The organism is Photobacterium sp. ABD4_091, from assembly GCF_056160145.1.
Map to the genome: position 1 here is coordinate 241,480 of NZ_JBSWWQ010000003.1, position 13,322 is coordinate 254,801.

Sequence of the window (13,322 nt, forward strand, 5' to 3'; positions counted from 1 at the left end):
TAAGACCATGAAACTGGCCCAATTAACCTCACCTGATCTGATCATGCTCGATGCCGTATTCGATGACCGTATTACCGCCATCGAAAACCTGACCGACAAAATCGATCAGGCAGGCAAACTGACCGACCGCCAGATCTTCCTCGATGCAGTACTCAAGCGTGAAGAGGAAGGCCCAACCGCCCTTGGTGAATACCTCGCGGTGCCGCACGGAAAGTCCGAAGCCGTTACCGAGCCGGTATTTGCCTGCGCCTTTGTCAAAGACGAACTGCAATGGCAGGGGCTCGACGGCGACGAGCCGGTCAATATGATTTTCCTATTGGCAATCCCGCCCGCCGAAGCTGGCTCTACCCATATGGAAGTGCTGACCACCCTGACCTCGTCGCTGGTTGATGATGATTTTCGAGATCAATTATTGGCCGCACGCACCCAAACTGAGGTGATGGCGCTATTTGGCGCGGATGAAAAAGAAGCTGAAACAGACGCTGAGCATGCTTCCAACACTACCGCAGATGCCGAGCCGATAGCTGCAGCAGCCATGCAAGAGCAACCGCAGGAAGAGCCACACAACAGTAAAGCCTACCCACTCGTTTTGCTGGTTGGCTGCGCTATCGTATTCCTACTGTTTGCGATGATGTAAGCAAGACTATCGTTTGATTAGCTGGGTAAAATTTCAAAACTTACTCTGCATGGGTGCACCGGGCTGGCGCACCAGAGTCAGAGCGACATGGACGTCTTTATGCGTTTTTGAAATTTCTAGCCAGCTAATTAAAGCATCAAGGTAGCAACAAGTAGTTTTTCTTTTTTCATGTTTCACTTAAGCTTTACGGAGAAACTGTGAAAAGGACTAGCACCATGGAAACGCTCACCATCGCCCAGCTCGGTAACCCTGTCTTACGCGAACACGCCACACCACTTTCGGCCGCCCAATATCAGGAGTTCGCTGCCTTCTTCAATGCATTGCAGCAAAAGATGCTGGAGAGTAATGGTGTCGGTATCGCCGCGCCGCAGGTCAGCGAGTCTATCCGTGCGTTTATCGTGGCATCGCGCCCGAATCCACGCTATCCCGATGCGCCAATGATGGAGCCGACCTTGATGCTCAACCCGGAAATCACCTGGGCCAGCGAAAGCATGGAAAAAGACTGGGAAGGTTGTTTGAGCATTCCGGGGATCCGCGCACTGGTCAACCGCCACTCCCACATCGAGGTGCGATACGACACGCTTGAAGGCAAAGAAGTCAAAACCCAGATGGAAGGTTTCATTGCGAGGATTTTCCAGCATGAGCTAGATCACCTCAATGGCTTAGTGTTCCTCGACAGGGCTGAAAAAGCCGATTACTACACCGAAGCCGAGTACCTTAAAATGATCGGTCAAGCTTAAACAAGCGGCTTTCTTTGAATATAAAAAAACACCCAAGCAGCGAGCGCTGCTTGGGTGTTTTTGGTTTCTAGTAGACTGTATTTACTGCTTTACCTTAGAACCCACCGAATGAGAACTTGTCAGCAAATGGGTCTTTAGGCTCTGGCTCCTGTGGGAAATGGGAACCGCCCCCCAAGGTGCTGTGCTGCATACGTTTTGGATCCTTGATGTGCAGCTTGTAACGGCTCGGCTTGGTTGGGTGTGTCTGATCACTGAGCGTTTTCAGGTAAGCAACAACCGCCAACTCTTCATCCTCGGTTAAAAGCAGGTTCCCAACACCGAACTGCGCAAACTGGAAAGTCAAACTATGCTCTGGTTTTGGCCAACAATCATTCGCTATAGCTTCTTCTACAGTGGCATTGAAGATATTTTTATCATCTTCGCAGCTAGCTTTGATCGTCGCGGTATTATAGAAGTGTACCAACTGCTCCAGAGATTTAAACCAACCATTGTGGGTATACGCTTTGACAAATCCATCGTGCGGGCGCTTGTCCACGTTACGAAGAGTTGGCACTTTATGCTGCCCCTCATTAAACGGATTGCCGGTAGTAAATGTCAGGCCTGCATCGGGTTCTGGATCATTGGGAATATTATGGTTGCGAGGCACGCCAATATTAAAGTACCTATCGTTGGTGTAACGTTCAAACTTGCCCTCACCCTGATCATTCCCGCTCTGGTGGCAGAAGGCACAACGAGCACCGCCAAATCCAGGTCGGTTATCATCTACACCAGGGCCTGCCAATCCATAAAACAGATCATGACCGAGATTTTCTTGCTCGGTAAATCCATCCAACGGGAATTTACCATCGGCATCATTCTTAAGGGCAATATCGCGCTTTGAATCAAAACGGTTGTTATCACTCGACATCTGCCAAGCCGCAATAGCGACGGCAAACTGGGCGAAAACTTTATCAACGTTTCTCTTACCACATTTAAGGTCTTTGCCCCAGGCAAATTTATACAGTTGTTCCCCCCATTCGGTATCGTCCCGCACCTGGATACAGGTCGATCTTTTGGTGGGCTCTTGCTGCTCAACTGGGTTTATGAAGGGGCTGGCATGGGCTTGATCGGCCAACGGGCCGAGATATTTCTGGTACATCGCTTTATATTCACTGCTCAGCCCAGCAAAAACATCGATGCCTTCCTCTTCGATAACATCCCCCTTGGCACGGCCGTTCCAGAATGCCCCGCCACATGGTGCAGAACCTGCTGGCGGTGGAGCAAAACATGATGGATCAAAGTTTTGCACCCCTTTTCTGCTCCAAGCCTGTTCATAATCCAAGAATTGTAGATACTGGTTTGTTGGCGGCTTCAAGGCCCCCACACTGACTCCATCTGAGCCCCTTACTGCCACTTCGGTGTTGTTGATGTGGGAGTTATTGTTAGTTCCGCCAGCTGAACCTTCATGACAGGTCGAGCAGGACATATTGTTGTTGAGAGAAATATTCTCAAAAAACAACCTTTTACCAAACTCTTCAAGGTACGTCATATCGTCAGCTAATACCTGACTCGAAAATGCACTTGCCCCCATAATACCGATAACGAGAGGAATCGAGAGCCTTGCTCCCACCGTATTCGTCAACCTAGTCGTATTCTTACTCATCAAAAATGCTCCAACTTCTTTTTTATAATTTGATTAATCGATTTGCACTAAAAACCCATCCGTTATGAATTAATAAAAAATGAAGGAGAAAAGTGATCCTTTTCTCTTTCCAATTCGTTCATGGTTAAATTTAATACAAGTAAAAATAAGCAAGAGGGAAGTTAAAGCGTTTCTCAACAACAATATCATGGTCATAAAAATGACCATCTCAATAATTAAAATTCAGAATTTATTCCATTTTTAATATACACCTCATAAGTGGTAAATATTTAGCAGACACCCATGTAAAGATTTCTGCAAATGAATAATATTTTTTAACTTCAATATATTTTATTCATTTATAAGAAATGTATTTTTTATTCGACTATGCTTGATATTGAGGATCAGCAATATGGGGATTAATTTTGATATATCATGTACATACATTCAGGAATGCCCTTGTCTCTATTATTGAAACCCAATCTCACCGCTATTGCCACCTACCCCGCTGGCAAGAACTCAATGCCTTTCCTTATGGTTCTTGTGACTTGGCCAATAACATGCTGGCGATGTACTTAAGAGAAAAAGGTTACAACCCCAAGGTGATTTGGTGTCGTAATAACTTAGCAGACTACCCTGATATTCTTAGTCATGTCTGGCTGGAAATAGACGATAAATTCGTTGACATCACCATCAATCAATTTCCACGCCTCATCCGGGAGCGAGTCCATATCGTGAATAAATATGATATCGGTATTCTAAATGAAATCTATTTTCATTGCCGCAATAGCAACCAATTCGAAGAAAGGGAAGTCGATTTACGCAACCATTCAGGGTGTGCAGATGAGATATACCAAGCTGTCTCGGACTTGGCGCGAAAGCTATCAGACATTCACAAAGCCAATGAATAGAAAGCAATACATCATACAAATATGGAAGCAAGACATCACTTTGTGATCTCATGCGCATAGAAATAGGCATAATTATTACCGGATCACAATTTCAATACCTGCAATGCAATATATTGCTGCCCACCTTGTGATGCATATTAAACAAAACAATGAAAAAGAACTTTATTGCCCTTGCCGTAAGTGGCTTACTTAGCCTTTCCTCGACGTCTATTCTGGCTGATACTGCCCCGCAGCAAAGTATCCAAGCCAGCGCTGAATACAGCCAATTTGTTACCAAGCGCCAGGTTGTTGACCAGCTACTTGCCGATGCCGTTACCGCATTCAAATCGCCAGCCCGTATTTCCCATGCTGGGTTTACCGCCAAAATGCCAAGCAATATGGAGATTGTCACCAACCGCCTGCTTGAAGCCTACCAGCTAGAACCATACCGCACCGACTTGCTGATCTCTGCTGCCAATGCCCAGATCTACAACAAGAACGTCGACCGTGCGATTGAACTATTCGAGCAAGTGCTGACCGTCGCGCCACAAGATGTTGACGCCCATGCTTACCTAGCGGTTTGGCAGCAATTCAAAGGCAACAGCCAAGCATCACTTGAGCATATGAATGCCCTGAAAGAGCTTAATGCCGGACGTGCCAGCGATATCCAGCGTATTTTTGACACCGTAAACCGCATCGTCGCCACCCCGCTCAAAGAGAAGCAAGATAAAACGTACCAGGGCAACACGGCAATCATCACGCTGGGTTATGCTCTGAACCCAGATGGCAGCATGCACGATATCTTGGTCCAGCGTCTTGAAATGACCTTGGCAATGGCCAACGCCCAGCCAGATTCAATGATCGTCCTCACCGGCGGTGTACCGCGTAACCATAAAACAGAAGGCAAATTAATGGCCGACTGGTTGGTTGAAAAAGGCATTGCCCGCGATCGTATTATCGAAGACAACTATGCCCGCAGCACAGTTGAAAACGCGCTGTACAGCAGCTACGCCCTTGCCCGCCATAATATCGACCATGCAACGATCATCAGCTCGGCGAGCCACGTCCGCCGCGGCCAATCATTGTTTGAAATCGCCACTTGGCAGACAGGCCCGAAAGATATCACCTTCGATACCGTTTCAGCGGCCGATAAACCACTGGAAGAACTGAAGGTTCCTTCGGAAGGTGAACTGCTAGGTATCTACCGCGACGCACTTCGTACTTACGGTATGTGGAGCTACCGCTCTTACCCGCTTGAGCAGCGTTAACCCACTCACTGCGCCTCTAGCAATTAGTCAAGGCAGCCAATCGGCTGCCTTTTTGTTAATAGACAAAGCAGAAAATCCGGAAGCGTGATCAAGGTTATCGCCCTTTTTCATCCTTATTTATAAAACCATCATTACACCATCTGCTGCAACGCCCGCATATAAAACTCTAGTGGGCCTGAAAGCATATCGACCTTGAGCTCATCGCCAGCCTGGCAGCTCATCGCCAAGGCATAACCGTGCAGATAGTCCGCTAGCATAGACAGGGCATTGTTGCGCAGTTCATCATCCAGCGATAGACCCGCTACAGCCAAATCAAAACGCTCGGTGAACACCGCCGCCGGGCCGTGAGAGGTCATCCCAAGCAAGGTCTCCAGCAATCCAGGGTATTGCGCCAAAAGATTGAGGTAACTTTGGCATAACTTGGTCAACTCTTGTTGCCACTCGCCATTGGGATCAGGGCTGTAGATCTTCTCTACCAGCGACACCGTCACCGCTTCGAGCAACGCCTGCTTGTTGGCAAAATAGTAATAAATCGCCATCGGGTCGACTTCAAGGCTGGCTGCCAACTTACGGATGCTGGGGATCTTTCCCTCTTTTTTCATCAAGGCGTTAGCACATTCGATGATCCGCTCTTTACTCAGCGCTACCGACGCCGCAGCCGGTCTTCCCCGTTTTTTAGCCTTGACAGTCATTCTCCGATCTCTTTACACTTCGCAATATTCTACAATGTAGAATATTATAACCTAAACCTTGCTGGCCTTCCACGCCGCGTCTATTTACAACCTCATGTTAGGAGCTCACCATGGCAAATATTGTCTACATCGCAACCAGCCTCGATGGCTACATCGCCGATAAGAACGGCAACCTGGATTGGCTACACAGCATCCCTAACCCTGAGGGCAATGATTTTGGTTTTGTTGATTTTATGAACCGGGTCGATGCGTTGGTGATGGGGCGCAATACCTTCGAGACGGTATGTGGTTTTGACTGCGAATGGCCATACAGCAAGCCGGTTTTTGTCATCAGCAATAGCCTTACGTCAATTCCAGAGGGCTATCAGGACAAAGCGTTTTTGGTTAGCGGCGAGCTTGAAGATATCCTAGCTGAGCTCAACGGCAAAGGCTTCAACGAGCTGTATATCGATGGCGGAAAGACGATTCAAAGCTTCATGGCACAAGACTTAATCGACGAGCTTATCATCACAACTATACCGGCCGTGCTTGGCGGCGGCGCGCCTTTGTTTGGTGAGTTAACCTCTCCGCTCAAATTCGAGCTGAAAAGCAGTGAAGTACTGCTTGATGCCATCGTCAAAAATCACTTTATTCGCCAGAAATAACGCAGCACTTTATCAAAAAAAGGCGAAGCCAACGCTTCGCCTGATTCATAAAAAGCTCGACATAGGTCTATAGAAAAGACTCAGAACTTCACTACCACCTTGCCCATGGTACGTTGTTCGCGGATAGCTTTTAGCTCATCCCCGACTTGATCAAGTGTGATGATTTTCAGCTGAGGCACCAGCACCACACCTTCTTCCAGCAGTGTCGAAAATGCCTCACCGGCCCGAACTAAATCTCGCTGTGCCTTTTCACCATTGCGGTGACCAGAGCCCAGGCTCAGCTGGTGAAAGCTCAACCCTTTCATAAAGGCATCCGGGTAAGCATCCGGGCGTACTGTCGAGACCAGTTCGACCATTTCCCCTTCATAGCCCAAACAGCTTGCGGTAATGATATCGTTATCACCGCCGACACAGTCCAACGCGATAGGTACACCTGTCCCCTCAGTGATAGCCATCACTTGCTCGATAATGTCTTGGCTGCGGTAATCAATAATATGGGTCGCGCCCAGTGAATGAACATAGTTGTGCTTGGCCTGTGAAGCAGTGGTGATAATAGTGCCGATCCCCATGGATTTGGCTAGCTGGATGGCAAAGCCACCGACACCACCCGCTCCACCCAAAATCAAAATGGCATCTTGCTCCTGAGCATGCAGCTTATCGACCAAGGCTCGGTACGCTGTCCAACCGGCACATGGGCTGGCTGCTGCCACCTCAGCAGTTACTTCTGGATGGGCAACCAAGGTACGGGAGTCCTGCACCGCATATTCAGCAAAGGCGCCATGTGGGCGGAACATATCACCGTGATACAGTACTTTATCACCGGGCTGCCACTGGGTAACCTCTTCACCAACGGCAACAATTTCGCCAGACACATCAAGCCCAGGAACCCAATTGTCGTTCATGCCAGGAGCGGCAGACTGCCAAAAGTGTATTTTTGAATCGACCGGGTTCAAGCCGGCAGCAACTGGACACTACCAACCTACAACCAGTGGGCATTTCGCAATGTCGGTATCCATCCGTCAGTTATGGTGCCACGCGATGGCGAGACGGTATCTATCCCTTACAAGCTGGATGAATCCCTCGAGCAGGCCAGTTTTGAATACCAAGGTGAAAAGCTCACCCTGCTTGAAGCACTGGCGGCGGATCACACCGATGGCTACCTGGAGATAAAAGACGGCAAAGTGCTTTACGAGCGTTACTTCGGAGAGTTCGGCCCTCGCGATCACCACTTGTGGGCATCCAGTACCAAATCAATGATCGGCATGGCTGCCGGAATCTTGGTTGAACAGGGCAAGCTAGATACCAGCAAGAAAATACCTACTTATATCCCTGAGCTAAAAGACAGCGCTTTTGCCGAGCGTACCGTGCGCGACGTCCTCAACATGGTCTCCGCTCTCGACTACAGCGAAGACTATGTCAACATGGAGCCCGGGGCGACCAGTACCGAGTATTTCCGCCGCCTAGGCTTTATTCCAGCTTATGATCTGATGGCGCTTAACCCGGCAAAAGACGATACCCCAAGGGGGATCCAAGCCTTCCTGCCGAATATCGGGCAAAACCCGGATCTGTCACCACGCCATAAGTTCGAGTACCACTCGCCGAATGTCGATGTCATTGGTTGGATCATCGAACGCCAGAGCGGTCAGCCACTACAGACATTCGTCGCGGAAAATATCTGGGGCAAGCTAGGCACCGAGCAGCCTTCTTCATCACCGATATCGCTTACACCCCAATAGCAACAGGGGGCTTCAATACTACGTTGCGTGACTTCGCCCGCCTTGGCCTGGCCATGGTGAACAATGGCCAATACAACGGTGAACAACTCTTCCCGGAAAAATGGGTCAAGGACACCTTTACCCTTAGCGAAGAAGAGCGCCAGCATGTCAGCAACAATCAGTATAAAGACACCGAACACGTCACCTTCGATGACAAGTTAACCGGATACAAGAACTTCTGGTGGGTCCATGACGAGGAAAAAGGGATTGCTACTGCACGGGGTGTATTCGGCCAAACCCTGTATGTTAACCAGGGCAAGAACGTGGTCATCGCGACGTTCTCCAGCGCATCAAGCGCCTCGAATGCCGCGCGCGATAGTTACAAGCTGAAACTGGATATCACCCACCAGTTGGCCGAACAACTCTAATAGCGACATAAAACCCTACTCTCTTCTTTTGCCTGCCAGCTTCTACCTGGCAGGCATTTTTTTGCAACATCGTCAACGCAACACCTTCAATTAAAGTAAATACCAGTGGCTTCTAATAGCCTGGTCTTATTCACGCTGCGCTTTGAGTTGTTGTATCAAGTGGGATAGTTTGATAGCAAAATAACCGATGGTCGCCAACAGCGTTCCATATATCACTGTAATACCATCATATTCAGACTGAATTATTCTATTGATAACAAGTGCGAGGAAGATGCCGCAGAAAAGCGTTAATATCCAATAATTTGCTCTGGCATGTTCTAGCTTATCTTCAAGTTGCTCTTGATCTATCGTCATTGGATAACCTCAATTACATGCTCAATGTTATCAACCGAGCATACTTTAAACGAATAGGATTCTGATTTTTTGTTGTTTCTAGGGTTGTGAATAATATGACTAGACTTTGCTTTCTCTAGGGCAAGTCGACTACGAGCAGCTTTAGCCATGCAATGGCTCAATGCATAACCTTCACTGTCGATACAATCGACCTCAATAATCGCAATATCAATAGATTCAAACTCGCCCCGATAAATAAAATCAGGATAATGAAAGCCTTCTTCTCGCCGGCCAAAACTACCACCTAAAAAGTACATACTAATGTTCTCTTTATGGGTAATAAGGTGATGGACCTTAAGATCATTAGTCAGAATTTTAATATTGATATCAGGTAGTAAACTCACTAATGCTTCAGCAAGATAAGGGCTATCGATATACATATGGCACCCTTGGTATATAAAAGGTAACAGCTGTTTTGCTTGCTTTACTTGGGTTCTATTATCCCGTCTGCCTGTCAATAAGGGACTATCAGTATTTTTTGCTCCACCATGATGTCGCCTTATCTTATTTTCGGCGGCAAGTACATTGAGATCACGGCGGATAGTGTAATCACTGACTTTAAAGTGCTTAGCAAGAGCACTCGTTGTTATGTCATCAGATTCGCTCAGCAGAGATAGTATTTTTTCTCTGCGTAAAAGTGACTTGGATGTTTTTCCTATTTCTCTCACGACCCACCTGCCATAGATTCGATTGCACTATATCTGGCATAAATAAGTAAAATCATGAAAGGGGGGACTTAGCCCCCCTTATAAGACATGAAGGTATGACTTAAATCTCTTTGTTCAGATCTTATTAATTTACAAAGTGGGCATAATCAAATGTGAAGAACGGCACAGCAATCATCAGCAAAGACCATGCGACTAGAATTACGTGAAGAACATCGTTTTCAGAGAACCAAATTTTCTTCTCTTTCCAAAGCACCTCACCAATACCAGCCTTCCAGTACTTATCGTAGAAGTAGTATGAAGCATAAATCAGAGCCCAAGAGATCATGCAAAGCAGATCATAAGTAGCCCCCGTTTTGATATAGCTCACCGTGTTGATGAAGATGAAAGCGATGAAGCTCGGCAGAGAGGCTATCATCATAAACTCAAAGGTGATCACCGATTTAGTTGCGGTAAACGCACCCCAGAATGTAATAATGGTGTAGCCAACGGTCATGATCGCCGCATACCAAATGAAGATATCAAACCAAATTGACTCCTGCGGAATAGACGAATATGCAATTGCAACTGTCATTGCGTTCATACTCACCTGCTGGAAGATTAGATAAATAACTTCCCACCATGTAGTCCACGAACACTCTTCACGGTGTTTGGCTTTGAGTTCGTAACCAAATGCCTGGTAACTGGTACCCGCAATAATCGCGCCTACGCCCCAGAGGATCATCGAAATACCCCACCAAAAGCGCGACATTTGACCATCTTGCATCACAAGGAACTGAACACCTACCAAGGTGACGATAACACCCAACAGGTATACCCAAAACGTTGATGATGGCTGGCTGATATCGAGTTCTTTACCCAGAAAATTGATACGGACAAGCGGCTGCTCCTCGCCCCAATTCTCCTTAGTCAGCGTAGGGTGCTTAATCTCGTGGACTTTCTCAAAAATTGACATTTTGATTTCCTCTCAATAGTCGAGGTTCGGCGAACCCCGACTCGGCTACATTAATCTTCGTGGTCAGGGATAAGAACAAGCTTGCCAACATGTTTGCGGCTCACCAGCTCTTTTTGTGCTTCAACAATGTCTGAAAGAGGGAAGGTTTTTGATAAAGCCGGTTTAATTTCACCTTTTTCGATAGCCTCAACCAGACTCGGGAATACGGGTTCATCCCAACCAGTACAACCAACAAAGGTCAGATCTCGTAGGTACATAGTGCGGAAATCTAGCTCAACTAATGGACCTGCGATTGCACCAGAAGATGCGTAGCGACCACCACGCTTAAGCATTTTTAGATTGTTTACAAAGTTCTCACCAGCCACATTATCAATGATGATATCAACCGACATTTCACCCAGAACTTCTAGGGCATTTTTACCAAAGTCGATGACTTCATCAGCACCGTATGAGCGTACTCGTTCAATTTTATCTTCACCTTCCGCAGCAGCGATAACGTAAGCGCCACGACGTTTTGCCAGTTGGACAACCGCAGAGCCAACACCGCCGGAAGCACCAGCAACATACACACGATCACCTGCTTTCACGCCAGAGCGTTGAACCATATTTTCAGATGTGGCGTAAGCACATGGGATCGTGCCAAGTTCTGCATCGCTCCAGTCACACTCAACGGGGAATACTTCGCTTGCTGCAATCTTCACATATTGAGCGAAAGCACCGTCAAAATCAGAAGCCATCCAAATATTTTCACGAGACTCAAAACCTTCGTGACGGATACAGGCACGGATCAGCACACGCTTACCAACAAGGTGTTGATCTGCTTCATCTTTAGCTTCAACAACCAGGCCAGCACAGTCGGTGCCCTGGATGAATGGGAATGGTGTCTCGTTGTTCCAGCCGCCATCTTTCTCTTCAGCGGCTTCCGTAATCTCGTTGTTATCTGTAGACAAGGTATTAGTACTTTGAGTGACCTTCTGAGAATACCAACCAAGACGAGTATTAATTTCTGTATTATTTACACCAGCTGCAAGTACTTTAATTAATACTTCACCTTCGCTGATAACTGGCATTGGTACATCTTTGTACTCCAGCATTTCATAGCCACCGTTACCCATAGTAACGACTGCCTTCATTGTTTTTTGACCATTCTTAATCTCAAAACGGCTTTTATCATTGTTAATATTCATTTTAAACATAATATTTCTCTACTCTACTTCTTGCATGAGTCAACACTCATACTTTATTCAAACTAATATTTAGGATTCGTATGGGTTAATTTAATCCGCTTTTGCTGACTGCAAATTTACTTTTTCAATTTGAGGTTCAGTGGTTTTTTTCTGCTCTCGCTTATAGAGCATTGTCATAATGACCCCAACAAGACCAACCATCATGCTGACAATAAAGTAGGCATGGTACCCACCTTCATTACCATACATATCCCATAGAAGAGTGTTCATCTCCGGAATGATAATATCTGGGATATACCCGACCACAGAAATAACACCAATCGCGGTACCCATTATTGCTGCATCAATCTTTGACTGGCCGAGGAGAGACCAGTATGTCCCCCTAATGACATACGAGAATAGGCCCGTAACCATTACTAGAGCGGTAATTAAATAGGCTGATAGTGTATTCGGTACCATGACTAGAGCACCCAAACAAATAACCCCACCCAAAATACCGGCAGCAATGGTATTGGCCTGGCCGAATTTATCTGCAAGGAAACCACCAAGAATACCACCGATAGGGCGCATCCAAAGCAGGCCTACCATCATAGAACCGACGGTTACGGCATCAAATCCTAGGCCAGTTTGGAGATAGCCGCCAATGTAATAGCTAGTCCAAAAGATGGTGTAACCAGCAAAGATAATCATACCGTGTAGGTATACAAATTTGTTTTTGAATACTTTTCTGATATCTGAAAGTTTGATTTTGCTTTCTTCACCAGAGCTTGCAGACGCTGCCGCTTCTTTATCCTCTTTAACAAAGATCACAATCAAAACAGCAACAGCAACCAATGCGATAGAGTACATGTACACAACAGATTCAAGCGCAAGCTTTTTATCTGTGTATTCCAGACCGCCACCAAGCATTGAGGTGAATATCATTAACGCGATACTCGCTAATGCCGCTTCTACTAGGCCTCTTCCCCCATCAAGAATACCGAAGAAACGCCCTTCCTCACCTTCTTTTGCCAGCATTTTAGTGATCTTCATATGCGCACCCCAGAAGGTGAACACTGAGGAAAATCCCCAAATACCAAAAATCATAAGAACGCTTGTGTAGCTAGGGACCTGGGCGAACCAGAAACCGCCGGCTGCCGTACCTAATAAAGAAATTGCTAATAATTTCTTAGCCGAGAATTTGTCGCAAAGTACACCACTCGGAAAATATCCAATGATAAAAACAAAACCCAATATTGTGTATATTGTGTTCATTTGTCCCATTGACATATTAAACACCTCCAAGATAGTCTCTTGGTACTGAGCTTTTAAATACACCAGTGGAAATATTGAACCAGCGGCAAGTATAACAAGTGCAAACTGTAAATATCTTCCTATATTTTCGTTTTTCATTATTTTCCCTTATCAAATTAAATTTGATAGCTAAGTGAACACACAAAGCCTTATTTCACGTTCGTGCAGGTATATATGGATTAATCTTATTTCCC

Annotated in this window: 14 protein-coding genes and 1 pseudogene; 7 read left to right on the forward strand and 8 right to left on the reverse strand. The window is 46.4% G+C overall.

Going from position 1 to position 13,322, the window contains the following annotated elements; genetic code table 11:
• Positions 1–7 precede the first annotated feature (7 nt).
• Both ACXAGQ_RS22570 and def read left to right on the forward strand, forming a co-directional pair.
• A complete protein-coding gene (locus ACXAGQ_RS22570; protein WP_475256949.1) occupies positions 8–637 on the forward strand; it encodes a fructose PTS transporter subunit IIA in 630 nt (209 codons plus the stop codon).
• A gap of 197 nt (positions 638–834) precedes the next feature.
• The gene (def, locus tag ACXAGQ_RS22575) at positions 835–1,377 is read left to right on the forward strand and encodes a peptide deformylase (protein WP_475256951.1); all 543 of its coding nucleotides are present in this window, start codon (positions 835–837) and stop codon (positions 1,375–1,377) included.
• 94 nt (positions 1,378–1,471) lie between these two features.
• Here def and ACXAGQ_RS22580 read toward each other — a convergent pair whose 3' ends face one another.
• Positions 1,472–3,019 carry a cytochrome-c peroxidase gene (locus ACXAGQ_RS22580; RefSeq protein ID WP_475256953.1) on the reverse strand — a complete coding sequence of 516 codons (1,548 nt, stop codon included), beginning with the start codon at positions 3,017–3,019 and terminating at the stop codon, positions 1,472–1,474.
• Positions 3,020–3,423: 404 nt separating this feature from the next.
• Between ACXAGQ_RS22580 and ACXAGQ_RS22585 the strand changes: the two genes are divergently transcribed.
• On the forward strand, positions 3,424–3,909 hold the full coding sequence (locus ACXAGQ_RS22585) for a hypothetical protein (RefSeq protein WP_475256954.1): 486 nt from the start codon (positions 3,424–3,426) through the stop codon (positions 3,907–3,909).
• A 149-nt stretch (positions 3,910–4,058) separates the two neighbouring features.
• Positions 4,059–5,156 carry an ElyC/SanA/YdcF family protein gene (locus ACXAGQ_RS22590; RefSeq protein ID WP_475256956.1) on the forward strand — a complete coding sequence of 366 codons (1,098 nt, stop codon included), beginning with the start codon at positions 4,059–4,061 and terminating at the stop codon, positions 5,154–5,156.
• 131 nt (positions 5,157–5,287) lie between these two features.
• Here ACXAGQ_RS22590 and ACXAGQ_RS22595 read toward each other — a convergent pair whose 3' ends face one another.
• Positions 5,288–5,848, reverse strand: a complete 561-nt coding sequence (locus ACXAGQ_RS22595) for a TetR/AcrR family transcriptional regulator (protein WP_475256958.1) — start codon at positions 5,846–5,848, stop codon at positions 5,288–5,290.
• 110 nt (positions 5,849–5,958) lie between these two features.
• On the opposite strand from ACXAGQ_RS22595, the gene ACXAGQ_RS22600 reads away from it, so the two are divergent.
• Positions 5,959–6,492: a dihydrofolate reductase family protein gene (locus tag ACXAGQ_RS22600; protein WP_475256960.1), complete on the forward strand. Its 534-nt coding sequence runs from the start codon at positions 5,959–5,961 to the stop codon at positions 6,490–6,492.
• Between the two features lie 80 nt (positions 6,493–6,572).
• On the opposite strand, the pseudogene ACXAGQ_RS22605 reads toward ACXAGQ_RS22600, so the two are convergent.
• A pseudogene (locus ACXAGQ_RS22605) lies at positions 6,573–7,454 on the reverse strand (zinc-binding dehydrogenase); the annotation flags it as partial.
• A 63-nt stretch (positions 7,455–7,517) separates the two neighbouring features.
• Between ACXAGQ_RS22605 and ACXAGQ_RS22610 the strand changes: the two are divergent.
• Both ACXAGQ_RS22610 and ACXAGQ_RS22615 read left to right on the forward strand, forming a co-directional pair.
• Positions 7,518–8,228: a serine hydrolase domain-containing protein gene (locus ACXAGQ_RS22610; RefSeq protein WP_475256962.1), complete on the forward strand. Its 711-nt coding sequence runs from the start codon at positions 7,518–7,520 to the stop codon at positions 8,226–8,228.
• A gap of 23 nt (positions 8,229–8,251) precedes the next feature.
• The gene (locus tag ACXAGQ_RS22615) at positions 8,252–8,635 is read left to right on the forward strand and encodes a hypothetical protein (protein ID WP_475256963.1); all 384 of its coding nucleotides are present in this window, start codon (positions 8,252–8,254) and stop codon (positions 8,633–8,635) included.
• Positions 8,636–8,761: 126 nt separating this feature from the next.
• Here the strand turns inward: ACXAGQ_RS22615 and ACXAGQ_RS22620 are convergent, their stop codons facing one another.
• The 5 genes from ACXAGQ_RS22620 to ACXAGQ_RS22640 form a co-directional block, all read right to left on the reverse strand.
• Positions 8,762–8,989: a hypothetical protein gene (locus tag ACXAGQ_RS22620; protein WP_475256965.1), complete on the reverse strand. Its 228-nt coding sequence runs from the start codon at positions 8,987–8,989 to the stop codon at positions 8,762–8,764.
• Entirely contained in the window at positions 8,986–9,696 is a 711-nt protein-coding gene (locus ACXAGQ_RS22625; RefSeq protein WP_475256967.1) for a DeoR family transcriptional regulator, read from the reverse strand. The genes ACXAGQ_RS22620 and ACXAGQ_RS22625 overlap by 4 nt, the downstream gene beginning before the upstream one ends.
• 124 nt (positions 9,697–9,820) lie before the next feature.
• Positions 9,821–10,648 (reverse strand): hypothetical protein, encoded by an 828-nt coding sequence (locus ACXAGQ_RS22630; RefSeq protein ID WP_475256968.1) that lies wholly within the window; start codon positions 10,646–10,648, stop codon positions 9,821–9,823.
• 50 nt (positions 10,649–10,698) lie between these two features.
• Entirely contained in the window at positions 10,699–11,781 is a 1,083-nt protein-coding gene (locus tag ACXAGQ_RS22635) for a zinc-binding dehydrogenase (protein WP_475256969.1), read from the reverse strand.
• Positions 11,782–11,925: 144 nt separating this feature from the next.
• Positions 11,926–13,227 carry an MFS transporter gene (locus ACXAGQ_RS22640; RefSeq protein WP_475256971.1) on the reverse strand — a complete coding sequence of 434 codons (1,302 nt, stop codon included), beginning with the start codon at positions 13,225–13,227 and terminating at the stop codon, positions 11,926–11,928.
• Positions 13,228–13,322 lie beyond the last annotated feature (95 nt).